At 69.0% G+C, this 23,490-nt stretch carries 19 protein-coding genes and 6 tRNA genes; 16 read left to right on the top strand and 9 right to left on the bottom strand.

The window, feature by feature from the left end; genetic code table 11:
- Positions 1-16 precede the first annotated feature (16 nt).
- The 8 genes from ACFYR3_RS33970 (at position 17) to ACFYR3_RS33935 (ending at position 7,329) form a co-directional block, all read left to right on the top strand.
- A tRNA-Glu gene (locus ACFYR3_RS33970) sits at positions 17-89 on the top strand.
- 49 nt (positions 90-138) lie between these two features.
- Positions 139-213: transfer RNA gene (locus ACFYR3_RS33965), tRNA-Asp, on the top strand.
- Positions 214-237: 24 nt separating this feature from the next.
- Positions 238-311 (top strand) — tRNA-Phe (locus ACFYR3_RS33960).
- A gap of 208 nt (positions 312-519) precedes the next feature.
- A complete protein-coding gene (locus ACFYR3_RS33955; RefSeq protein WP_355852888.1) occupies positions 520-891 on the top strand; it encodes a hypothetical protein in 372 nt (123 codons plus the stop codon).
- A gap of 258 nt (positions 892-1,149) precedes the next feature.
- Positions 1,150-2,535, top strand: a complete 1,386-nt coding sequence (locus tag ACFYR3_RS33950) for an FG-GAP repeat protein (protein WP_389285765.1) — start codon at positions 1,150-1,152, stop codon at positions 2,533-2,535.
- 92 nt (positions 2,536-2,627) lie between these two features.
- Positions 2,628-6,629 carry an ATP-dependent RNA helicase HrpA gene (gene hrpA / locus ACFYR3_RS33945; protein ID WP_355852894.1) on the top strand — a complete coding sequence of 1,334 codons (4,002 nt, stop codon included), beginning with the start codon at positions 2,628-2,630 and terminating at the stop codon, positions 6,627-6,629.
- 95 nt (positions 6,630-6,724) lie between these two features.
- A tRNA-Asp gene (locus ACFYR3_RS33940) sits at positions 6,725-6,799 on the top strand.
- Between the two features lie 338 nt (positions 6,800-7,137).
- The gene (locus ACFYR3_RS33935) at positions 7,138-7,329 is read left to right on the top strand and encodes a DUF6274 family protein (RefSeq protein WP_355852896.1); all 192 of its coding nucleotides are present in this window, start codon (positions 7,138-7,140) and stop codon (positions 7,327-7,329) included.
- Positions 7,330-7,796: 467 nt separating this feature from the next.
- Here ACFYR3_RS33935 and bldC read toward each other — a convergent pair whose 3' ends face one another.
- Positions 7,797-8,003: a developmental transcriptional regulator BldC gene (gene bldC, locus ACFYR3_RS33930; protein WP_003949541.1), complete on the bottom strand. Its 207-nt coding sequence runs from the start codon at positions 8,001-8,003 to the stop codon at positions 7,797-7,799.
- A gap of 611 nt (positions 8,004-8,614) precedes the next feature.
- Positions 8,615-9,463, bottom strand: coding sequence for a hypothetical protein (locus tag ACFYR3_RS33925; protein ID WP_355852899.1), 849 nt, complete (start codon positions 9,461-9,463; stop codon positions 8,615-8,617).
- Between the two features lie 222 nt (positions 9,464-9,685).
- Here ACFYR3_RS33925 and ACFYR3_RS33920 point away from each other — a divergent pair, with 222 nt between their 5' ends.
- Positions 9,686-10,780: a Glu/Leu/Phe/Val dehydrogenase dimerization domain-containing protein gene (locus ACFYR3_RS33920; protein WP_355852902.1), complete on the top strand. Its 1,095-nt coding sequence runs from the start codon at positions 9,686-9,688 to the stop codon at positions 10,778-10,780.
- A gap of 301 nt (positions 10,781-11,081) precedes the next feature.
- Positions 11,082-11,336, top strand: a complete 255-nt coding sequence (locus ACFYR3_RS33915) for a DUF3073 domain-containing protein (RefSeq protein WP_037615441.1) — start codon at positions 11,082-11,084, stop codon at positions 11,334-11,336.
- Between the two features lie 202 nt (positions 11,337-11,538).
- Here the strand turns inward: ACFYR3_RS33915 and purM are convergent, their stop codons facing one another.
- The 4 genes from purM to ACFYR3_RS33895 form a co-directional block, all read right to left on the bottom strand.
- Entirely contained in the window at positions 11,539-12,639 is a 1,101-nt protein-coding gene (purM, locus tag ACFYR3_RS33910) for a phosphoribosylformylglycinamidine cyclo-ligase (protein WP_355852904.1), read from the bottom strand.
- Positions 12,640-12,681: 42 nt separating this feature from the next.
- Positions 12,682-14,208, bottom strand: a complete 1,527-nt coding sequence (purF, locus tag ACFYR3_RS33905; RefSeq protein WP_355852907.1) for an amidophosphoribosyltransferase — start codon at positions 14,206-14,208, stop codon at positions 12,682-12,684.
- 61 nt (positions 14,209-14,269) lie between these two features.
- Positions 14,270-15,061, bottom strand: a complete 792-nt coding sequence (locus ACFYR3_RS33900; protein ID WP_355852910.1) for an META domain-containing protein — start codon at positions 15,059-15,061, stop codon at positions 14,270-14,272.
- A 151-nt stretch (positions 15,062-15,212) separates the two neighbouring features.
- Positions 15,213-16,010, bottom strand: a complete 798-nt coding sequence (locus tag ACFYR3_RS33895) for a sterol carrier family protein (protein WP_389285761.1) — start codon at positions 16,008-16,010, stop codon at positions 15,213-15,215.
- A 350-nt stretch (positions 16,011-16,360) separates the two neighbouring features.
- Between ACFYR3_RS33895 and ACFYR3_RS33890 the strand changes: the two genes are divergently transcribed.
- Positions 16,361-16,945 (top strand): Uma2 family endonuclease, encoded by a 585-nt coding sequence (locus ACFYR3_RS33890; RefSeq protein WP_355852915.1) that lies wholly within the window; start codon positions 16,361-16,363, stop codon positions 16,943-16,945.
- Positions 16,946-17,034: 89 nt separating this feature from the next.
- Here the strand turns inward: ACFYR3_RS33890 and purL are convergent, their stop codons facing one another.
- Genes purL through purS form a run of 3 tightly spaced genes read right to left on the bottom strand, consistent with a single transcriptional unit; the run spans position 17,035 to position 20,248 of the window.
- Entirely contained in the window at positions 17,035-19,311 is a 2,277-nt protein-coding gene (gene purL, locus ACFYR3_RS33885; RefSeq protein ID WP_355852918.1) for a phosphoribosylformylglycinamidine synthase subunit PurL, read from the bottom strand.
- Complete coding sequence (purQ, locus tag ACFYR3_RS33880) at positions 19,308-19,988, bottom strand: phosphoribosylformylglycinamidine synthase subunit PurQ (RefSeq protein WP_355852921.1); 681 nt, start codon at positions 19,986-19,988, stop codon at positions 19,308-19,310. Before purQ ends, purL begins: the two co-directional genes overlap by 4 nt.
- Positions 19,985-20,248, bottom strand: coding sequence for a phosphoribosylformylglycinamidine synthase subunit PurS (gene purS / locus ACFYR3_RS33875; RefSeq protein ID WP_005482678.1), 264 nt, complete (start codon positions 20,246-20,248; stop codon positions 19,985-19,987). Before purS ends, purQ begins: the two co-directional genes overlap by 4 nt.
- A gap of 361 nt (positions 20,249-20,609) precedes the next feature.
- On the opposite strand from purS, the gene ACFYR3_RS33870 reads away from it, so the two are divergent.
- The 5 genes from ACFYR3_RS33870 to ACFYR3_RS33850 all read left to right on the top strand — a co-directional run bounded on the left by ACFYR3_RS33870 (position 20,610) and on the right by ACFYR3_RS33850 (position 23,490).
- Positions 20,610-20,927, top strand: coding sequence for an Lsr2 family protein (locus tag ACFYR3_RS33870; protein WP_355852924.1), 318 nt, complete (start codon positions 20,610-20,612; stop codon positions 20,925-20,927).
- A 184-nt stretch (positions 20,928-21,111) separates the two neighbouring features.
- A tRNA-Gly gene (locus tag ACFYR3_RS33865) sits at positions 21,112-21,183 on the top strand.
- Between the two features lie 117 nt (positions 21,184-21,300).
- A tRNA-Gly gene (locus ACFYR3_RS33860) sits at positions 21,301-21,376 on the top strand.
- A 234-nt stretch (positions 21,377-21,610) separates the two neighbouring features.
- Positions 21,611-22,690, top strand: a complete 1,080-nt coding sequence (locus ACFYR3_RS33855; RefSeq protein WP_389285758.1) for an ABC transporter ATP-binding protein — start codon at positions 21,611-21,613, stop codon at positions 22,688-22,690.
- Complete coding sequence (locus ACFYR3_RS33850; RefSeq protein ID WP_389285756.1) at positions 22,687-23,490, top strand: ABC transporter permease; 804 nt, start codon at positions 22,687-22,689, stop codon at positions 23,488-23,490. Before ACFYR3_RS33855 ends, ACFYR3_RS33850 begins: the two co-directional genes overlap by 4 nt.

Below are 23,490 nucleotides of genomic sequence, written 5' to 3'. Positions count from 1 at the left end.
CGCAGGCGGGCCGATAGCCCTCATCGTCTAGCGGCCTAGGACGCCGCCCTTTCAAGGCGGTAGCACGGGTTCGAATCCCGTTGGGGGCACGTAACACCGTGTGCGACACTTGCTTCGCTTGTTCGCACACAACAGCTTGGTCCTGTGGAGCAGTTTGGAGTGCTCGCCACCCTGTCAAGGTGGAGGCCGCGGGTTCAAATCCCGTCAGGACCGCTGAGGTTTCTCCGGAAACCTCGTGGCTGGGTAGCTCAGTTGGTACGAGCGATCGCCTGAAAAGCGATAGGTCGCCGGTTCGACCCCGGCCCCAGCCACAGCAAAGGCCTCGATCTTCGGATCGGGGCCTTTTTTCGTATGCCCCGAAGCTGTCCGGCTCGCGCGCCGCCGGTGTCCCGCCCGGCCCGTCGTCGACTTGGCATGCCTCACGCATGGCGCTACGTTCTGGCCGGCGGACGCGACCGCGCGGACGCCATGTCTCGGACGGGGGAACGAGTGGTATCGAACGGTGACAGGTCGAGACCGGTGCACGAGCTGGATCTGGAGCGCTACCGCGCCCGCTACGGGCTGACGGCGGTCGTCATGAGCAACCTCGCGATCGTCGGCGTCGCGGTCTTCGGGGTCTGGCAGCTCCACGGCAACGATGCGGTGAGCGTCGGCGTGCTGACCGCCGCCTTCACCGCGGTGAGCGGCACGACCACGGCCTACCTGGGCATCAAGGCGGTCTCGAACACGGCCAGGGCCATGGCGCAACCGCAGGCCCCCGCCCCAGCAGCAGTCCCGGGAGCGGCAGCAGCCTCGGAAAAGGTCCCGGGATCAGCCGCGACCTCAGCCGCAGTCCCAGCGCCGGCGGCGTCCCCGGACGCGGCCCGTCAACAGCCGCAACTCCAGGAGTAGCCCCGGGGCCGACAGCCCGCCAGGCCTCGCGCGTACCGCGGCCGGGGCCGCCGGACCGGGTTCCGCACCACGACGCCCGCTCCGCCGTGCCCGCCGAGATCGGTGCGGGTCACCAGGGGCGAAGCCCGGATGGCCGAGCGCGTACCCGGCGTCTCATCCGTACGACCTTCCGCCGTACAACCTTTCGCCCCACTGATCGATCTTGCGTGGCGGGACGTTCGGTAATCCGCCGACACGACCTGGTGAGAGGGAGTGGATATGCGGAGAACCCGGTTGGCGATCGGGCTGGTCACGTCACTGGTCGCCGGCATCACCGCCATCGGCGTGGGCGGTCCGACCGAGGCCGCCGCCGCACCGGTGGCGGCACCGCGCGTCGATTTCAACGGCGACGGCTACGGGGACATGGTGGTCACCGGAGGCGGCGCGGCGTCCGTGCTCTACGGCGGGCCGGGGGGACTCAGCACCGCGCGGAAGGTCAGGATCACCAAGGACTTCCCCGGCCTCCCCGCCTCGGTCGCCACGGCGCCGGGCTTCGCCGGGAACGTCACCCCGGGTGACCTGGACGGCGACGGCTACGACGACCTCGTGATCACGGTCTCCTACCGGGCGCCCGTCGTGGTGTGGGGCGGCCCGCGCGGTCTGTCCGGCGGCACCCTCTTGGCCGACGGCAGTGCGGACGACGTGATGGTCTCCGGGGACTTCGACGGGGACGGGCACGAGGACCTCGCGGTCCACGACAACTACGCCGGTTTCCACATCGCCAGGGGCCCGTACTCCCGGGCCGGCGAACCGGCCGCGGTCGACTCGTACACATACCAGGACATCGACGCCGACTTCGGGGGCCAGAACCTGGTCGCGGGCGAGGTGAACGGCGACGGCGCGACCGACCTCATCCTGCTCGGTTCGATCCACCGGACGCCTCCGAAGGAGGGGTACTACGTCGGGGCGGTCCTGCTGCTCGGTTCACCCGGCGGGCTGCACAGCCCGCGCCGGGTCTCGGGCCTGGGCGGGAGCGCGACGATCGGCGACGTGGACGGGGACGGCTTCGGCGACGTGATCCTGGGCGCATTCCTGGAGGGCTACAACCCCGCGGGCGTGGTGGGCGGTTCCATCGTCGTCAACTACGGCAGCGCCACCGGCCTGAGCACGACCCGTCCGGCGGTGCGGATCAGCCAGGACACCCAGGGCGTCCCGGGCACGGGCGAGGAGTACGACCGCTTCGGCTTCGCCCTCGCCACCGGTGACATCGACCACGACGGTTACGCCGACGTCGCGGTCAGCTCCCAGCAGGAGAGCATCTCCGGAGTCTCGACGACCGGCGGGGTGACGGTGCTGCGCGGCTCCGCGAAGGGCCTGACCGCCACCGGCGCGGTCGCCTACAACCAGAACTCCCCCGGCGTGCCGGGCGCGAACGAGCCCTACGACAGGTGGGGGAGCAATCTGCTGCTCACCGACATGAACCGGGACGGCCGCAGCGAACTCGTGGTGGGCACGGAGTTCGAGAACCAGGACGTCGGCAACGTCTGGTACTTCCCGTCCAACGGTTCGGCCCCCACCGCCAAGGGCCTGGTGTCCTTCAGCTACCGCACCCTCGGCGGCACGGACAAGAGGAGCACCTATTTCTCCCGGGACATGGCGTCCTGACGGCACGGCTCGCACGGCACCGTGCGGCAAAGAAGGGGCGGACCCAAAAGGGTTCGCCCCTTCTTTGCCCGAGGTGAGATCCTGGACCGCGTATGTCTACGCACCCTGCCCCCGCCCTCGGCGATCTCGCCGCCCGTCTGGCCCAGCTGTCCCTGCGCGACGCGCACCGACTCGGGCGCAGGCTCGAAGGCGCGCGCAAGATCCACAAGCCCGAGGCCCGCTCCGCCGTGTTCGCCGAGATCGAGGCGGAGGTCGCCAGGGGCGAGGTCCGTATGGCCGAGCGCCGCGCCCGCGTTCCCGCCATCACGTATCCCGAGCAGCTGCCTGTCAGCCAGAAGAAGGACGTGATCGCGGAGGCCATCCGCGACAACCAGGTGGTGATCGTCGCCGGTGAGACCGGGTCCGGCAAGACCACCCAGATCCCGAAGATCTGCATGGAGCTGGGCCGTGGCGTCCGCGGCATGATCGGGCACACCCAGCCCCGTCGTATCGCCGCCCGTACCGTCGCCGAGCGGGTCGCGGACGAGCTGGACACACCGCTCGGCGAGGCCGTCGGCTGGAAGGTCCGCTTCACCGACCAGGTGAACCCGGACGCCACCTTCGTCAAGCTCATGACGGACGGCATCCTGCTCGCGGAGATCCAGACGGACCGCGAGCTGCGCGCGTACGACACGATCATCATCGACGAGGCCCACGAGCGGTCCCTCAACATCGACTTCCTGCTCGGCTACCTCGCCCAGCTGCTGCCCAAGCGCCCCGACCTCAAGGTCGTGATCACCTCCGCGACCATCGACCCGGAGCGTTTCTCCCGGCACTTCGGCGAGGCCCCGATCGTCGAGGTGAGCGGCCGGACGTACCCCGTGGAGGTGCGCTACCGCCCGCTCCTGGAGGAGGACTCCGAAGACTCCGACCGCGACCAGATCACCGCGATCTGCGACGCCGTCGAGGAGCTCCAGGCCGAGGGCAAGGGCGACATCCTCGTCTTCCTGTCGGGAGAGCGCGAGATCCGCGACACGGCCGACGCGCTGACGAAGAAGAACTACCCCCGCGCCGGAGGCGCTCATGGGCAGGGCACCGAGGTGTTGCCTCTGTACGCCCGGCTGTCGCACGCCGAGCAGCACCGCGTCTTCCAGGCGCACACCGGGCGCAGGATCGTTCTGGCGACCAACGTCGCCGAAACCTCCCTGACCGTCCCGGGCATCAAGTACGTCATCGACCCGGGCACCGCGCGCATCTCCCGGTACAGCCACCGCACGAAGGTGCAGCGGCTGCCCATCGAGCCGGTCTCGCAGGCCAGCGCCAATCAGCGCAAGGGCCGCTGCGGCCGTACGTCCGACGGCATCTGCATCCGGCTGTACTCCGAGGACGACTTCGTCGCCCGCCCGGAGTTCACCGACGCCGAGATCCTCCGTACGAACCTCGCCTCCGTCATCCTCCAGATGACCGCGGCCGGCCTCGGCGACATCGAGAAGTTCCCGTTCATCGACCCGCCGGACCACCGCAACATCCGCGACGGCGTCCAGCTCCTCCAGGAACTGAACGCGCTGGACCCGACGGAGAAGGACGCACGCAAGCGGCTCACGCCGACCGGCCGCAAGCTCGCCCAGCTGCCCGTCGACCCCCGGCTCGCCCGGATGGTCCTGGAGGCCGACAAGAACGGCTGTGCCCGAGAGGTCATGGTGATCGCGGCCGCGCTCTCCATCCAGGACCCGCGCGAGCGGCCGTCGGAGAAGCAGGCGCAGGCCGACCAGCAGCACGCCCGCTTCAAGGACGAGACCTCCGACTTCCTCGCCTTCCTCAACCTGTGGCGCTACGTCCGCGAGCAGCAGACGGAGCGCGGCTCGTCCGCGTTCCGCCGGATGTGCAAGCAGGAGTACCTGAACTTCCTGCGCATCCGCGAGTGGCAGGACATCTACAGCCAGCTCCGGACCGTCGCCAAGCAGATGGGCATCCACCTCAACGAGGAGGACGCGCCCGAGCAGAGCGTCCATGTGTCCCTGCTCGCCGGTCTGCTCTCGCACGTCGGCATGAAGGACGTGAAGGAGACCGGCGGGGAGAGCGGGAAGAGCACGGGGAAGAACGAGTACCTGGGCGCGCGCAGCGCCAAGTTCGCGATCTTCCCGGGTTCGGCGCTGTTCAAGAAGCCCCCGCGTTTCGTGATGTCCGCCGAGCTCGTCGAGACCTCGCGGCTCTGGGCGCGCGTCAACGCCCGCATCGAGCCGGAGTGGGTCGAACCGCTGGCCGGCCATCTCCTCAAGCGGACGTACAGCGAACCGCACTGGGAGAAGGACCAGGCCGCCGTGATGGCGTACGAGAAGGTCACGCTGTACGGCGTGCCGATCGTCGCGCAGCGGAAGGTGAACTACGGGCGGATCGACCCGGAGGCCAGCCGTGAGCTGTTCATCCGCAACGCGCTCGTCGAGGGCGACTGGCGTACGCACCACAAGTTCTTCGCCGACAACCGCAAGCTCCTCACCGAGGTCGAGGAGCTGGAACACCGGGCCCGCCGCCGGGACATCCTGGTCGACGACGAGACCCTGTACGACTTCTACGACCAGCGGGTGCCCGAACACGTCGTGTCCGGGGCGCACTTCGACTCCTGGTGGAAGCACAAGCGCCACGAGGAGCCCGAGCTCCTCGACTTCGAGCGCTCGATGCTCATCAACGACCGGGCCGGGGCGGTCTCGAAGGACGACTACCCCGACTCCTGGCTCCAGGGACGGCTGAAGTTCCGGGTGACCTACCAGTTCGAGCCGGGCGCGGACGCGGACGGCGTGACCGTCCACGTCCCGCTCCAGGTCCTGAACCAGGTCACGGACGAGGGCTTCGACTGGCAGATCCCGGGGCTGCGGGAGGAAGTGGTGACGGAGCTGATCCGTTCCCTCCCCAAGCCGATCCGGCGGAACTACGTTCCCGCCCCGAACTTCGCCCAGAAGTTCCTGGAGCGGGCCGTACCGCTCCAGGAACCGCTGACGCTGACCATGGCGCGCGAGCTCAAACGCATGGTCGGAGTGCCGCTGACGGCCGACGACTTCGACTGGTCACGGCTCCCCGACCATTTGAAGATCACCTTCCGGATCGTCGACGAGCGACGCCGCAAGCTCGCCGAGGACAAGGACCTGGAGGCCCTGAAGGTCCGGCTGAAGCCGAAGGCGCGCCAGGCGATCTCGCAGGCCGCCGCGGCGACGGCGGAGCGCGAGGGCGGCGAGTCCCTGGAACGCACGGGGCTGACGGACTGGACGATCGGCTCGCTCAAGCGTGTCTTCGAGACACGCCGGGCGGGCCAGCCGGTGAAGGCGTACCCCGCGCTGGTCGACGACGGACCGGCGGCGAACACCGTCTCCGTGCGGCTCTTCGACACGGAGGCCGAGCAGGCCGAGGCCATGTGGAGGGGAACCCGCCGGCTGATCCTGCGGAACATCCCGGTGAACCCGGGCAAGTTCGCCTCGGACAAGCTGACCAACGCCCAGAAGCTCGCGCTGTCCGCGAATCCGCACGGCTCGGTCCAGGCCCTCTTCGACGACTGCGCGATGGCCGCCGCGGACAAGCTGATCGCGGACTTCGGCGGCCCGGCGTGGGACGAGGAGTCCTACCGGAAGCTGTACGACAGGGTGCGCGCCGACATCGTCGACACGACCGTGCGCACCGTCGGGCAGGTGCAGCAGGTGCTCGCCGCCTGGCAGGCCTGTGAGCGCCGCCTGAAGGGCGTCAGGAGCCCGACGCTGCTCGCGAACCTCACGGACGTACGGGGGCAGCTGGACGCCCTTGTGAAGCCCGGTTTCGTCACGGCGACGGGGCTGCGGCGGCTGCCGGACCTGATGCGCTATCTGGTCGCCGCGGACCGCCGTCTCCAGCAGATGCCGACCGGCGTCCAGCGGGACACCAGCCGCATGGAGAAGGTCCACGAGATGCAGGACGAGTACGCCTGGCTCCTGGAGCAGCTGCCGCAGGGCCGGCCGGTGCCCTCGTCGGTCCTGGACATCCGCTGGATGATCGAGGAGCTCCGGGTCAGCTATTTCGCCCACGCGCTCGGCACGGCGTACCCCGTCTCCGACAAGCGGATCGTGAAGGCGATCGACGCCGCCGTCCCGTAACGACGCCTGCGCGTGTGGTGAGTTCGACCCCGGGCCCGCCCTCCTGTACAGTCTCTTTTCGCAGCACAGCGCAAGAAAAAGTCGCTGCGAAACCAGGTCCTGTGGAGCAGTTTGGAGTGCTCGCCACCCTGTCAAGGTGGAGGCCGCGGGTTCAAATCCCGTCAGGACCGCGTGAAGAAAGGCCCGGAGCTTCGGCTCCGGGCCTTTTCGCATGTCCGCCCCCGGCCGCTTTTGCATGTGCGGTGCGGCCCGCGGCCCGGGACCACGCGCGCACGGTCTTCCGCCTGTCCGGGGCGTCGGGGCCGGTTCGTTCGGTCGTTCGCGTCCGCGCATCCGTCCGCGTCGGCGTCCGTGCGTCCGTCCGGGTTCGCGTGCGCACCGGTCCGCGTACCGCCCCCAGGGCCTCCGGGGGCGCCCCTGGGGCGCGTTCGCGTCCCTTGACGGCGTCACATTCCGCCGGTACCCCGGAATCCAGGGCCCTCGCCCTGCCGGCCCCCTGGAGGTGCGTATGGCGGTGTCCGCTCGGCACGAGACCCGGGCTCTGCTCCGAGCCCATCTGGCGGCCGCCTCCGGGTATCGCCACCTGACGCGGCACTGCCCGATCTGCCACCAGCTCGCGCGGCTGGCCATGGAACCCACTCCGCACGACGAGCAGGACCCCGAGAGCACTCCGGAGGACGAGAATCCCTCAACGTCGTGACCGGGGACCGCCGCCACGACCGTCACGCGGTGCGCGCCCGGGCGCGACACGACCTCTCGCGGCCCCAACTCCTCTAGCGTAGAAGGCTCGTGGGCGACAAGGACTGTGGCATGTGACAGGAGTCACCGCATATGTTTTCAGAAGTGTGGAACTTACCCCCCTCATACAACCAGTCAATTTAATATGTGCAATTGCACCCCTCGTCGAGGACATCCACAGCTGATCCGACACCCGCCCCCAGACTCCGACAAGGCCGCTCACAGGTCGGCCGTCGAGACGCGCGGACCGCACAAAAAAGATCGCGCTGGACCCGGCGGAGTCCAGCGCGATCTACGACGCACCCTGTTCAAGTGGCAATAAAGCTTGGGCGTGAGCTCTGTTGGGGCAGAACCCGCGTCGCTTGGAGCTGTGGTGTGGACGCCTCGACGGGTTGGGGGATCCGTTGACTTGTCCGGTTATGCGATGGTTCAGGCTTCGCTGCGCTGCTGCGGGATACCCGCAAGCAGTGCGCGGACCTCAGCCTCGCGGTAACGGCGGTGTCCGCCGAGCGTGCGGATGGACGTAAGCTTGCCGGCCTTCGCCCACCGTGTGACCGTCTTGGGGTCGACGCGGAACATCGTGGCGACCTCAGCCGGGGTCAGCAGCGGCTCGGCATCAGGGGTGCGAGCGGTCATGAGCGGCCTCCTCGGGAGAACCGAACCTTCTCGGTTCTTTCCTCTAAATTCTGCACCTTGACCCGCGTTGCCCGAAATGGCGGACGCGAGTCGAGTCGGTTATAGGACGAACGGCTTGTCCTCGGCACTACAACTACACCATCCGTCCAGCCGCGTCGGCCAAACCGATGGAATTGCCCTCCCAGGTGTTCATCAGCGACGGAAGCCGATGGACCATGCCATAGCGGACAGTCACGCCACTGTGACGATCAGTCACAGGGGCGATCAGGAGTCACCAGACCCCCCAAAGCGTGCAATGCCGAGATTCCCCCCCAAACGTGGGCGGAGGGAGCCCTCCCCCGGGCTCCTTGTCCTATTTTGACACGAGGAGGGGGAAGCGATGCAAGAGCCGGGTAAGTGCCGTCCGTCACGCTTGGCACCCGTTGACGTATAAGCCCGGATCGGGACCTACGTCCTGGAGTGAGGGTTCTTCAGCGTGTGAGGACCATACGCGAGTTCGAAAAGAACCTGTGAGAAGCAGATCACACCGAACAAAGGGGCTCAGCACCCCCTCCCGCCCCACACGTCCCCTGCGTACAGCCCGCACCGGCCCCGCCCGCCCGCGGCGTGCCTCAGTTCGACGAACGCCGGTCCCTGACCGACCGCCAGCGCTCCACCAGCCGGCCGTACGCCTCGCCCGCCTTCGCCCCGTCCCCGGTACGCAGCGCCTCGATGCCCTCGGCGACGTCCGCGGCGGAGTGGTCGTCCTCCAGCTCCCCGGCCGGCAGTGTGTGCACGAGCCCGCCGTAGTCCAGCTCGACCAGTGAGCGCGGATGGAACTCCTCCAGCCAGCGCCCCACGTCCACCAGGCCCTCGATGAGCGGTCCTTCGTCCAGTGCGTCCCTGAGCGTCCGCAGAGCCCGCGCCGTGCGCCGCCGCGCCTGCACCATCGGCGTCCGGTAGCGCAGCAGCGGCGCGGCTCCGCCGGGGCCCGTCCCCTTCTCGTACTCCCGCTCCTCGTCGGTGACGAGAACGAACCAGTTCAGCGGCACCTGCCAGGTCGAGGTACGGATCCACGGGCGGGCGTCGGGATTGCGCACCAGCCAGCGCTCGTAGTCCAGCGCGGCCTGACGGCGCACCAGCGGCGGCAGCACCGCGTCCAGCACGGACGCCGGGAGCTCCTCGCCCAGCTCGTCCAGGGCCTGCCAGCCGCGCAGCCGGGTGCGCCAGGGGCAGACGCACACCACACCGTCCACCTCGGCGACGAACGCGTCGCCGCTCTCGTGCACCGGCACGGGGACCGGCGGGGTGGGCAGCAAGTCGGCCAGCGAGCGGCGCAGTTCGTCCTGGTACGAGGGGCGCTCGGCGCGCCGGGCGTAGCGCGTCCAGTGGGCGCGCTCCGACTCGGGGAACGCGGCCAGTGGCTCGTACACCCGCAGATACGACGTGTACGGGACGATCACCGCGGACACCTTGGGCACGCCTGCTCCCTCCCCCGTCGACCACCGGGAAAACCAGCGAAAACCGCTCACGACCTGAATTGAAATCTATGCAAATCGAACCATGGCCGTACCCCGCCCGTAGGTGATCCTGAACACTGCGCCGAGGGCGGGTCGGCGCAGGCTCTAGTCTCATTCACACGGAGCCCGCCATCCGCACGGGCCCCGCACCCAACCGCCGTTTTTTACCTGGGAGTCACCACCGTGACCGACGTAACCGGCGCGCCTGCTGATGTACTGCACACCCTTTTCCGTTCGGATCAGGGGGGTCATGAGCAAGTCGTGCTCTGCCAGGACCGCGCCAGCGGCCTCAAGGCCGTCATCGCCATCCACTCCACCGCCCTGGGCCCGGCCCTCGGCGGCACGCGCTTCTACCCGTACGCGAGCGAGCAGGAGGCCGTCGCCGACGCCCTCAACCTCGCGCGCGGGATGTCGTACAAGAACGCCATGGCCGGTCTCGACCACGGCGGCGGCAAGGCCGTCATCATCGGCGACCCCGAGCAGATCAAGACCGAGGAGCTGCTCCTCGCCTACGGCCGGTTCGTCGCCTCGCTCGGCGGCCGGTACGTCACCGCGTGCGACGTCGGCACCTATGTCGCCGACATGGACGTCGTGGCGCGCGAGTGCCGGTGGACGACCGGCCGCTCCCCGGAGAACGGCGGCGCGGGCGACTCGTCGGTCCTGACCGCCTTCGGTGTCTTCCAGGGCATGCGGGCCTCCGCCCAGCACCTGTGGGGCGACCCGACACTGCGCGGCCGCAAGGTCGGCGTCGCCGGCGTCGGCAAGGTGGGCCACCACCTGGTCGAGCACCTGCGCGCGGACGGCGCAGAGGTCGTGATCACGGACGTGCGGGCGGACTCCGTACAGCGGATCCTGGACCGGCACCCCGTGGGCGTCACGGCCGTCGCGGACACCGAGGCGCTCATCCGTACCGAGGGCCTCGACATCTACGCGCCGTGCGCGCTGGGCGGGGCGCTCAACGACGACTCCGTTCCGGCGCTCACGGCCCGGATTGTGTGCGGTGCCGCCAACAACCAGCTGGCGCACCCGGGCGTGGAGAAGGACCTCGCGGACCGCGGGATCCTGTACGCCCCCGACTACGTGGTGAACGCGGGCGGTGTCATCCAGGTCGCCGACGAGCTGCACGGCTTCGACTTCGACCGGTGCAAGGCGAAGGCCGCGAAGATCTTCGACACCACGCTGGCCATATTCGCACGTGCGAAGCAGGACGGGATTCCGCCGGCCGCGGCGGCCGACCGGATCGCCGAGCAGCGGATGGCGGAGGCGCGGCGTCACTGACGCCTTCCAGGGCCATAGGCGCTTGTCAGGGACCCGTCGGCAGCCGGTTGGGAGAGAACTCTCACGTCTGTCGGCGGGTCGTGCGCCAAGAAGAGGTTAAAATCGCGGTTGACCAGCGAGGACAGGGCACCTCGCGGGTTCTGGGCGAAGGCGCGTGCTGCGGGCGACGTACCGTATGGGCGCGGGCTCAGGTACCGTGGAAGCCCTACGGACCGGTCTCTCCACGGAGAGTCCGTTCCAGATCATGAACGCGTGTCAAGACTCTGGGGCCGTCGAGCCCCGTATCCGAGGGGGTCGAGCCATGGGGCGCGGCCGGGCAAAGGCCAAGCAGACGAAGGTCGCCCGCCAGCTGAAGTACAGCAGCGGCGGGACTGACCTCTCGCGTCTGGCCAATGAGCTGGGCGCTTCGACTTCGAGCCAGCCGCCGAATGGCGAGCCGTTCGAAGACGACGACGAGGAAGACGACCCGTACGCACAGTACGCGGATCTCTACAACGACGACGATGAGGACGAGGACGACCAGTCCGGTCCTCAGTCGCAACGTCGCGGCGCTTGACGCAACAGCGTCCCTCGCAGTTTCCGCGATCTCTCTCGTAGCGGATCTCTCGGCGTGGGTTTCTGGTAGATCTCGCCTGGCGGATTTCTCGTAGCGACTGCACTTCACCCGGTCCGGGGCCTCAGCGCCGGACCGGGTTTCGTGCTGCTTCGGGGGCTTCGGCCCGCGTGGTCGCCGGCTTCGGCCCCCGTAGTCGGCTGCTTCAGCTCGCGTAGTCGCCGATGAGCGCCGCGCCCGTGGTGTGGTCCCCGCGCTCGGTGATCTCACCGGCGATCCAGGCGTCCACTCCGCGGTCCGCGAGGACGGCGAGGGCGACCTCGGCGGACTCCTCGGGCACGATCGCCATCATGCCGACGCCCATGTTCAGCGTCTTCTCCAGCTCCAGGCGCTCGACGCCACCGGTCCTGCCGACCAGGTCGAAGACCGGCGCCGGGGTCCAGGTCTCGCGGTCGACCACGGCGTGCAGACCGTCCGGGACGACACGGGCCAGGTTGGCCGCCAGTCCGCCGCCGGTGATGTGGCTGAAGGCGTGCACCTCGGTGCTCTTCGTCAGCGTCAGGCAGTCCAGCGAGTAGATCTTGGTGGGCTCCAGGAGCTCCTCGCCGAGCGTGCGGCCGAACTCCTCGATGTGCTGGTCCAGGCGCAGGTTCGCCCGGTCGAAGAGGACGTGCCGGACGAGCGAGTACCCGTTCGAGTGAAGACCGGAGGCCGCCATGGCGATCACCGCGTCACCCGTACGGATGCGATCCGGGCCGAGGAGCTGGTCGGCCTCGACGACGCCCGTACCGGCGCCCGCGACGTCGAAGTCGTCCGGACCGAGCAGACCGGGGTGTTCGGCCGTCTCACCGCCCACCAGGGCGCAGCCGGCGAGGACACAGCCCTCGGCGATGCCCTTCACGATGGCCGCGACCCGTTCCGGGTGAACCTTGCCCACACAGATGTAGTCGGTCATGAAGAGCGGCTCGGCGCCGCACACCACGATGTCGTCCATGACCATCGCGACGAGGTCGTGGCCGATGGTGTCGTACACGCCCAGCTGCCGGGCGATGTCGACCTTGGTGCCCACACCGTCGGTGGCGGAGGCGAGCAGCGGACGCTCGAACCGCTTGAGGGCGGAGGCGTCGAAGAGGCCGGCGAAGCCGCCGAGGCCGCCGAGGACCTCGGGGCGCTGCGTCTTCTTCACCCACTCCTTCATCAGCTCTACGGCGCGGTCGCCCGCCTCGATGTCGACTCCGGCAGCCGCGTAGGACGCGCCGGAGTCACTGCCCGTGGCAGGAGGGGACTGATCGGAGACAGAAGCCATTGCCTGGGATCTTTCGGGTTGGTGAAACGGGGCTCTGCGGCGCTACGGGCGACGGATGGCGTCAGCCGCGGCCGTGGCTGCGGGACCCGCGGCCAGCTCGGTCTCCAGGAGCTGCTTGCCGAGCAGTTCGGGGTCCGGAAGCTCCATCGGGTACTCGCCGTCGAAGCAGGCGCGGCACAGATTCGGCTTGTCGATCGTCGTGGCCTCGATCATCCCGTCGAGGGAGATGTACGAGAGGGAGTCGGCGCCGAGTGAGATGCCGATCTCCTCGATGGTCATGCCGTTGGCGATCAGCTCGGCGCGGGTCGCGAAGTCGATGCCGAAGAAGCACGGCCACTTCACGGGCGGGGAGGAGATCCGGATGTGGACCTCGGCCGCACCGGCCTCGCGCAGCATCCGGACCAGGGCGCGCTGGGTGTTGCCGCGCACGATCGAGTCGTCGACGACGACCAGGCGCTTGCCCTTGATGACTTCCTTGAGCGGATTCAGCTTCAGGCGGATTCCGAGCTGGCGGATCGTCTGCGACGGCTGGATGAAGGTCCGGCCGACATAGGCGTTCTTGACCAGGCCGGCGCCGAACGGGATGCCGGAGGCCTCCGCGTAACCGATCGCGGCGGGCGTCCCGGACTCCGGGGTCGCTATCACCAGGTCGGCCTCCACAGGGGCTTCCTTGGCGAGTTTGCGGCCCATCTCGACGCGCGAGAGGTACACGTTCCGACCGGCGATGTCCGTGTCGGGGCGGGCCAGATAGACGTACTCGAAGATGCAGCCCTTGGGCTTCGCTTCCGCGAATCGCGAGGTCCGCAGACCGTTCTCGTCGATGGCGACGAACTCGCCCGGCTCGATCTCGCGCACATAGCTGGCGCCGCAGATGTCGAGGGCCGCGGACTCGGAGGCCACCACCCAGCCGCGCTCCAGGCGGCCGAGGACCAATGGGCGGATGCCCTGTGGGTCACGGGCCGCGTAGAGGGTGTGCTCGTTCATGAAGACGAGCGAGAAGGCCCCCTTGACCTGGGGGAGGATCTTGGCGGAAGCCTCTTCTATGGTCAGCGGCTTGCCGTCGTCGTCGACCTGGGCCGCGAGGAGCGCGGTGAGCAGGTCGGTGTCATTGGTGGCCGCCACGCGAGTGGTGCGGCCTTCCTGCTTGGGGAGGTCGGCGACCATCTCGGCGAGCTGCGCCGTGTTGACCAGGTTGCCGTTGTGGCCGAGCGCGATGGAACCGTGCGCGGTTGCACGGAACGTCGGCTGGGCGTTCTCCCACACGGAGGCACCGGTGGTCGAGTAGCGGGCGTGACCGACCGCGATATGACCCTGGAGCGAACCGAGCGAGGTCTCGTCGAAGACCTGGGACACAAGGCCCATGTCCTTGAAGACGAGGATCTGGGAGCCGTTGCTGACCGCGATTCCCGCGGATTCCTGACCCCGATGCTGGAGGGCGTAGAGCCCGAAGTAAGTGAGCTTGGCGACCTCTTCGCCCGGAGCCCAGACACCGAAGACGCCACAAGCGTCCTGGGGGCCTTTCTCACCGGGGAGCAGATCATGATTGAGTCGACCGTCACCACGTGGCACGGCTCCGAGTGTAGGCGAGATCGACCACTGGTCCGAATTGGGGATACGGGCCCTCAATGGATCATTCGTCGGCCACCGCGCTGACGACAGTGCCATTCGCGCTGGTCAGCGCGATGCCGCGATGATCCAACGCGTAGGCGACCTTGCCGTCGAAGAGCCCCAGAAGCGTCTTCTCGGTCCTCATGAGTGAGTCTTGGCACATCATGCGGGTGGTCCTGGCCGGACCGAGGGTGATATGTCCGTCGCCGACGGTGGCCTGGGCGGACGCGTGGTTGCAGCCGAGCCGGCCGTCGAAGGTGCCGTCCGCGCGGAGGACGAAGTACGCGTTCGCCCCTTTCGGGAGCGGCTGGGAGACGTTGTTGTCACCCAGTGCCGTGACCGTCCACTTCGTCCCCCGCAGGGGAGCGTCCTTCTCCTTGGTGAGGCTGATCCGGTCGCCGCCCTCGGCGGTGAGCGTCAGCCGGTCGCCCTCGGCCTTCGTCGTGAAGGCACCCTTGTCCGCCAGAGTCCGGCCGAGGCTCCGCTCGAAGCTCATCGCGCCCTTCTCGCAGGCCATGTCGGTCGTCCACATCCCGCCGAACACGACATGGTCACCCTTGAGAGTGGCCTTCGAGCCGAACCCGTTGCAGCCGAGGTTGCCGCTGACGCGACCGTCGTCCCCGATCCTCAGATACGCGCCGGAGGGCGCTCGCGCGGTCTTCCCGCCCACGGTGAGGCTGTCGACCGTCCAGTGGACGCCGGTCACGGGCGCCGATTCCACCCCGCCGGAACCGCCCCCCGCCGTCTGGGTACCGCACGCGGCGACAAGGGGAAGCAGGGTCAGGACACCGAGGGTCATTCGCTGCTTGTCCATGCCGATGTGACGGGGGAGGTGGGGGTGCCGGTTCCCCGCGGAGGCCGGGATCCCCTCCCGGGGCCGGGGCGGGTGACCGACCGCGGGCCCGTACGCGAGTGCGGGATTCGGGCCGGGCGGCTCAGCCTGAGCGGAGCGGGGCCGGATGGGTTCAGCCCATCAAGGGCAGCAGGTCGCCGAGGTCGGCGCGCTCGCCGCTGGCGCTCACCTTCGCGTCGTCCAGGGCCGCCTTCCAGTCCGTACGCCCCGTCGCGAGCCGGATCCAGGTCAGCGGGTCCGTCTCCACGACGTTCGGGGGAGTGCCCCGGGTGTGCCGGGGCCCCTCCACGCACTGCACGACGGCGTACGGCGGGATCCGCACCTCCGTGGACGCGCCGGGCGCCTTCACGGCGAGCGTGTCGGCGAGCAGTCGGGTGCAGGCGGCTAGGGCCTGCCGGTCGTACGGGATGTCGAGGCCCGGCACTGCGCGGTTCAGATCGTCGGTGTGGACGACGAGTTCGACGATCCGGGTGACGAGGTGCTCGGCCAGCGTCATGGAGCCGGTGCGGGTGACGAGGAGCCGGCCGTCCGGGGCCGTGACCAGGTGCTCGGTGATCCGCTGCTCGGTGCAGGCGTACAGCGCGTCGAGGTCCGGGTTCCGCTCCGCGAGTTCGCGGCTGTCGGCGTCGATGTCCCCGGCCCACGCGGCGGTGGCGAACGGCCAGTCGAGCAGCGCGAGTTCCCTGGCCGCGGGCTCCGGCCGGCCGAGGTTCCGGCTCACGGACTCGACGGTCATGGCGAGGTGCGCGGCCAACTCCCGCACGGTCCACTTTCCGAGACCCGCGGGGAGCGCCAACTGGTCATCGTTCAGGGCGTGTACGCCGTCCCGTACGTTCCCGAGCTGCGCGAGGACAGCCGCGCGGATCTTGACGGGGTCGTAGGTGCGGGCGCGCTTCTTGACCGATGGCATGATCCTCAGCCTAGAACCAGGGGACGGGCGGGCGTCGGTTTTCCCCCGGGCTCGCGGTCCCCCTGCCCGGCGCCGGGGCGGGCCGGGCACCGGAGCGTGACGCTTCGCGCCGAAGTGGGACACCTCGCGGCGGCCGCCTGCGGGCGGGGAATTGCCACGAGCCGGCACCCGGCTCGTCCCTCTGCCCGTCGTGGACCAGGGCACCGGTCCGGGCTGGACCGAGTACACGGACCTGGCCTGCACGAACCCGGTGGGCGGGGGCGGTCACCCGTGAGCATGAACGGCGGCGGAAGCCACCCGGCGCCGCCGAACGCGGACAACACTGGCCTGTGCCTGGAAGGAGGTGCAACATGACGGTTATGGCCGAGCGCACGTCTCAGATGTCGGTGGAGGAGTTCGAAACGATCGCCTCCACCGCTCCCGAGACCGTCACGTTGGAGTTCATCAACGGACGGATCGGGGTCAAGAAAGTGGCGGACGGAGACCACGACACCATCGTGGCCTGGCTGGCTCGGCGCTGTATGCAGACCAGGCCCGACCTGGATCTGTATCAGGGTCGAGGGCTCCGGGTGGAGGCGTATCGGGAGGGCAGGGCGAAACCGGACGCGGTACTCACGCCCGAAGCCCACTTCGCGGGTGCGGGTGAATGGGCCGATCCGGACGGAACGCTCATGGTCGTCGAGGTCACCTCGTACGACTCCGACACCGACCGACGGGACCGGCACGAGAAGCCGGCCGCCTACGGTCAGGCCGGAATCCCGGTGTATCTACTGATCGACCGGGACTCCTGCACCATCACCGTGCACAGCGCCCCGGACCGGAAGGTCGGGGGCTACCGCACCCTTCACACGGCGAAGTTCGGCGAGAAGGTGTCCCTCCCCGACCCGATCGGCATCGAGATCGACACGGAGATCCTCAAGAACTACGTGCGATGAACCGAGGAACCCCCGCCCGGATCTGCATCCGGGCGGGGGCTTCGCCGTACAAGCCGTAGAGCCGTACAACCCCATAGGGGCTTAACCGACTACGCCAGCAGCGCCGGGATCGTCGCCTCGTGCGCCGTGCGCAGCTCGGCCAGGGAGAGCGCGAACTCGCCCTGGACGTCGATCACCGCGGTCGCGTCGGACTCGATGCCGTCGACGACACCGATGCGGGTGACGGGCAGACCCCGGGCACCGCACATGTCGTTGAAGCGGAGCTCCTCCGAGCGCGGGACGGCGACGACCGCGCGGCCCGCCGACTCCGAGAACAGGAAGGTGAACGCGTCCAGACCGTCGGGGACGATCAGCCGCGCGCCCTTGCCGCCCTGCAGCCCCGACTCGACCACGGCCTGGACGAGGCCGCCGTCGGACAGGTCGTGCGCGGAGTCGATCATTCCGTCGCGGGAGGCCGAGATGAGGATCTCGGCGAGCAGCCGCTCGCGCTCCAGGTCGACCTTCGGCGGCAGACCACCGAGGTGGTCGTGGACGACCTGCGACCAGGCCGAGCCGCCGAACTCCTCGCGGGTGTCACCGAGCAGGTAGAGGAGCTGGCCCTCTTCCTGGAAGGCGACCGGGGTGCGGCGGGCGACGTCGTCGATGACGCCCAGCACGGCCACGACCGGAGTCGGGTGGATGGCCACCTCGCCGGTCTGGTTGTACAGCGAGACGTTGCCGCCGGTCACCGGGGTGCCCAGCTGCTGGCAGGCGTCGGCCAGACCGCGGATCGCCTCGGCGAACTGCCACATGACGGCCGGGTCCTCGGGCGAGCCGAAGTTCAGGCAGTCGGAGACGGCGAGCGGCTTGGCACCGGTCGTCGCGACATTGCGGTAGGCCTCGGAGAGAGCCAGCTGCGCGCCCGCGTACGGGTCGAGCTTGGCGTAGCGGCCGTTGCCGTCGGTCGCGATGGCGACGCCGAGCCCGGTCTCCTCGTCGATGCGGATCATGCCCGAGTCCTCGGGCTGCGCCAGCACCGTGTTGCCCTGCACGAAGTGGTCGTACTGGGAGGTGATCCAGGACTTGGAGGCCTGGTTCGGGGAGGAGACGAGCCTCAGGACCTGGTCCTTCAGCTCCTCGCCCGTCGCCGGGCGGGGCAGCTTGTTCGCGTCGTCGGCCTGGAGCGCGTCCTGCCACTCGGGGCGGGCGTAGGGGCGCTCGTAGACCGGGCCGTCGTGGGCGACCGTGCGCGGGTCGACGTCGACGATCTTGCCGCCGTGCCAGAAGATCTCCAGCCGGTCGCCGTCGGTGACCTCACCGATGACGGTGGCGATGACGTCCCACTTGTCGCAGATCTCGAGGAACCGGTCGACCTTCTCCGGCTCGACGACCGCGCACATGCGTTCCTGCGACTCGCTCATGAGGATTTCCTCGGGCGAGAGCGTGGAGTCGCGCAGCGGTACGTCGTCCAGGGTGACGCGCATGCCGCCGGAGCCGTTGGACGCCAGCTCGCTGGTGGCGCAGGACAGACCGGCCGCGCCGAGGTCCTGGATGCCGACGACCAGCTTCTCGGCGAAGGCCTCCAGGGTGCACTCGATGAGGAGCTTCTCCTGGAAGGGGTCGCCGACCTGGACGGCGGGACGCTTCGACGGCTTGGCGTCGTCGAAGGTCTCCGAGGCGAGGATCGACGCGCCGCCGATGCCGTCGCCGCCCGTGCGGGCCCCGTACAGGATGACCTTGTTGCCGGTGCCGGACGCCTTCGCGAGGTGGATGTCCTCGTGCCGCATGACGCCGATGGCGCCGGCGTTGACGAGCGGGTTGCCCTGGTAGCAGGCGTCGAAGACGACCTCGCCGCCGATGTTGGGCAGGCCCAGGCAGTTGCCGTAGCCGCCGATGCCCGCGACGACGCCCGGCAGGACGCGCTTGGTGTCGGGGTGGTCCGCCGCGCCGAAGCGCAGCGGGTCGACGACCGCGACCGGCCGCGCGCCCATGGCGATGATGTCGCGCACGATGCCGCCGACGCCGGTGGCCGCGCCCTGGTAGGGCTCGACGTACGACGGGTGGTTGTGCGACTCGACCTTGAAGGTGACCGCGTAGCCCTGGCCGACGTCGACGACACCGGCGTTCTCGCCGATACCGACGAGCAGCGCGTCGGACTGCGGGGCCTTCTCGCCGAACTGGCGGAGGTGGACCTTCGAGGACTTGTAGGAGCAGTGCTCGGACCACATGACGGAGTACATGGCGAGCTCGGCGCCGGTCGGGCGGCGGCCGAGGATCTCCACGACGCGCTCGTACTCGTCCTTCTTCAGGCCCAGTTCGGCCCAGGGCAGCTCGACGTCGGGGGTCGCGGCCGCGTTCTCGACGGTGTCCAGAGGCGTGCGGCTCATGCGTTGACCAGCTTCTTGAGGATCGAGGTGAAGAAGGGGAGGCCGTCGGTGCGGCCGGAGCCGACGAGGGGCTCGACGGCGTGCTCCGGGTGCGGCATCAGACCGACGACGTTGCCCGCCGCGTTCGTGATGCCGGCGATGTCGCGCAGCGATCCGTTCGGATTGACGTCCACGTAACGGAACGCGACCCGGCCCTCGGCCTCCAGCATGTCGAGCGTGTGCTCGTCGGCGACGTACCGCCCGTCCATGTTCTTCAGCGGGATGTGGATCTCCTGGCCGGCCTCGTAGTCGGCGGTCCAGGCGGTCCCCGCGTTCTCCACCCGCAGCTTCTGGTCGCGGCAGATGAAGTGGAGGTGGTTGTTGCCGAGCATCGCGCCGGGGAGAAGGTGCGCCTCGGTGAGAACCTGGAAGCCGTTGCAGATGCCGAGAACCGGCATTCCGGACTTCGCCTGCTCGATGACGGTCTCCATCACCGGCGAGAAGCGCGAGATGGCGCCCGCCCGCAGATAGTCGCCGTACGAGAAACCGCCGGGCAGCACCACGGCGTCGACCTGCTTGAGGTCCTTGTCCTTGTGCCAGAGAGCTACGGGTTCGGCGCCCGCCAGCCTGATCGCGCGCTGCGTGTCGCGGTCGTCGAGGCTGCCGGGAAAGGTGACGACTCCAATACGAGCGGTCACTTTCCGGCCTCCGCGACTTCCTCGACCTTGACGGTGAAGTCCTCGATCACGGTGTTGGCGAGGAAGGATTCCGCCAGTTCATGGATGCGGGCGAGCGCGGCGTCGTCCACCGGTCCGTCCACTTCCAGTTCGAATCGCTTTCCCTGACGGACGTCGGAGACACCTTCGAAACCGAGGCGCGGCAGTGCACGCTGCACCGCCTGGCCCTGGGGGTCGAGGATCTCCGGCTTGAGCATGACGTCGACTACGACGCGTGCCACTGGCACTCCCGGTGTGTGGTGCTGAGCAGGTCCCTTCAGACTACCCGTACAAAATTTCTACTCGCGTAGATTCGTAGAATCCTACGTGACCCCGATCACGATCCCGCATCGGCGCGGGGGCGTGGACGGAAAATCCTGGGAAAAACCGCAGAAGAACGGCAGGACTCCATTGCCTTCGGACACGCGGGGGGATTTAGTCGGGCTTCACAATGCAATGCCGGGCACTGTACAAAGGAATTGGCAATAGCCGATACTTTGCTCAATAACAGCCGGACAGTCGACATCTCCGCGACAACTCCGTGACGTCCGCGCACGTCATGACCGTTGATCGCGGAGGTGCCGCACGAAGGGACCGATATTCGTGGCGCAGCGTGTCGTGGTCACTCTCTTTGACGACATCGACGGCTCGGAAGCGGCGGAAACGATCGCCTTCGGACTCGACGGCAAGTCGTACGAGATCGACCTCAATCCAGCCAATGCCAAGGAACTGCGTAAGGCGCTCGAGCCGTACGTCGAGGCAGGCCGCAAGCAGTCGAAGTCCGGGAAGGCGTACACGCACACCGCGTTGACGCCCGACCCGGCCGCGGTCCGCGCCTGGGCCCGCTCCAACAAGATGGACGTGCCGCCGCGTGGCCGGATCCCCAAGCGGGTCTACGAGGCGTTCGCCGAGTCGCACTGAGCCGGCGGCCCCGAGCGGGGTGCCCGAGGAGACCCCTCCACCGGGCCCCTGGCCCCGGTGGGGGGCCCGCGAGGCCCCGCCGTCGGACCCTGGAACAACCGACTTGCGCTGACCCCCATCCGATCAGCTAGAGTCTGGAACACGCCGAGGGGCCAGGCCGAAAAAGCCGGAACCCGAAGGTCGTGCGGGTGTAGTTCAGTAGCAGAACATCCCCCTTCCAGGGGGAAGGCGCAGTGTGCAATTCCTGTCACCCGCTCTGCATCTCTTACCAACCACAGTTGGGGGTCCCCCCTGCTCGAGCTTGTCGAGAGCTTGGGGGAGGATCAGGTAAGGTGGTGCTCGCGCCGATCGGTGGAAGCCGGTCGGAGGCAATGCGGACGTAGCTCAGTTGGTAGAGCGCAACCTTGCCAAGGTTGAGGTCGCCAGTTCGAACCTGGTCGTCCGCTCCACGATGCAAAGGCCCCGGTCAGTCGACCGGGGCCTTTCTCGTGTTCGCGGGTGCCGGTGTCTACGCCCGGCCGCGGATGTCCGCACCGGTATCGAAGTCCTCCCGCGTATCGCCTCCGTGTCCTCCTCCCCTCCCGTCGCCGCCCGTTCGCGCCGGGGCGCCGTCTGACATTTGTCATGCGGAGTGGTGACAACGCGCACTGCTGCCGGAACCCGTCCGCCGGGACGCTGATTTCATGAACACGAACGAGCAGGACGACGTGATCGAGGTCACTGATCTGCGCCGTGTGTACGGGGGCGACGGAAGAGATTTCGAGGCGGTGCGCGGAGTCACCTTCTCCGTGGGCCGCGGTGAGCTCTTCGCTCTCCTCGGCACCAATGGCGCCGGCAAGACATCCACAGTCGAGCTGATCGAGGGTCTCGCTCCCCCGGCCGGCGGACGCGTGCGGGTCCTCGGGCACGATCCGTACACGGACCGGGCGGCTGTGCGGCCCCGTATCGGCGTGATGCTCCAGGAAGGCGGCTTCCCTTCCGAACTGACGGTCGCGGAGACCACGCGGATGTGGGCGGCCTGCACCAGCGGGGCCCGGCCCATGGAGAAGGCGCTCGACAGGGTCGGTCTCGCGCACCGCCGCGACGTCCGTGTGAAGCAGTTGTCCGGCGGTGAGAAGCGGCGCCTGGACCTGGCACTCGCTCTCCTCGGCGGCCCCGAGGTCCTCTTCCTCGACGAGCCCACGACCGGACTCGACGTGGAAGGCCGCCGGAGCACCTGGGAGTTGATCCGCGAACTGCGCGACGGCGGGACCACGGTCCTGCTGACCACCCACTATCTGGAAGAGGCGGAGGTGCTCGCCGACCGGCTGGCGATCCTCCACCAAGGACGCGTCGCGGCCATCGGCACTCCGGCCGAGGTGACCGCCTCCCAGCCGTCGCACGTCTCCTTCGAGCTGCCCGACGGCTACTTCCCCGGCGACCTGCCCCCGCTGCCGGAACTCGGTGTGAGCAGCCATGAGACGGCGGGCCGGGTGATCAGGCTGCGCACAGACGAGCTGCAACGGACGGCCACCGCCCTGCTGGTGTGGGCCGAACGGGCGCGGGTCGAGCTGCGGGGGCTCGATGTGCGCTCGGCCTCCCTGGAGGAGGCGTTCCTGCGGATCGCGCGGGAGGCGGCGGCGCACGGCGCGGACGGGCCGAGGACGGCGGAACCGGCCTCGGATGCACGCAAGACGGCCGGGCATTCCCGGATGGCGACGGCCTCGGATGCCCGGAACGACAGGACCGCCGCGAAAGCGCGGAAGAGGGGGACAGCGGCATGAGCGGAACGGCAGTCACCACCGGCGCCGGCACGCCGAGGACCACGGCGGCCGGCCGGACGAGAGCACTGGCACGCGCCGAACTGACGCTGCTGGGCCGCACCAAGGCGACCCTCGCGGCAGCGGTGTTCGTGCCGCTGGTCATGCCGTTCATGCTCCGCTCGACCGTCGACACGATGGATCTGAAGGGCACCGGGCTCACCGTCGGGGCGATCCTGCTCCCCTCCTCCATCGGCTTCTCGCTCCTCTTCGCCGTCTACGGCTCCCTGGTGAGCGTGTACGCGGCCCGCCGCGAGGAACTCGTCCTCAAGCGGCTGCGCACCGGGGAGCTGCGGGACGTGGAGATCCTCGCCGGCGCCGCGCTCCCCTCGGTCGCGATCGGTCTCGCCCAGTGCCTGATCCTGACCGTCGCCTACCGGGTGACCCTCGGCGTCGGGTCTCCCAAGGAACCCCAACTCGTCCTGTTGGGACTGCTGTTGGCGCTCATCACCTGGCCGGCGCTCGCCGCCGTCACCGCGAGCTTCAGCAAGAGCGTCGAGGGCGCCCAGGTCGCGGCCACGCCCCTGACACTGGTGTCGCTGGTCGGCTCCGGGACCTTCATCCCCCTGGAGATGCTGCCCGACGGCATGGCCCCGTTCTGCGAACTGCTGCCGCTCACCCCAGTGATCACCCTGATCCGCGGCGGCTGGACCGGGCACCTCTCGGCCCACGACACCGCGGGCGCTCTCTTCACGGCGGTGGCCTGGACCGTGATAGCGGTGTTTGCTGTACGACGGTGGTTCCGCTGGGAGCCGCGGCGGTGA

Origin of the sequence: Streptomyces sp. NPDC005784 (assembly GCF_042871525.1) — a bacterium.
Classification (GTDB): domain Bacteria; phylum Actinomycetota; class Actinomycetes; order Streptomycetales; family Streptomycetaceae; genus Streptomyces.
This window is presented reverse-complemented; position numbering and strand designations above follow the sequence as displayed.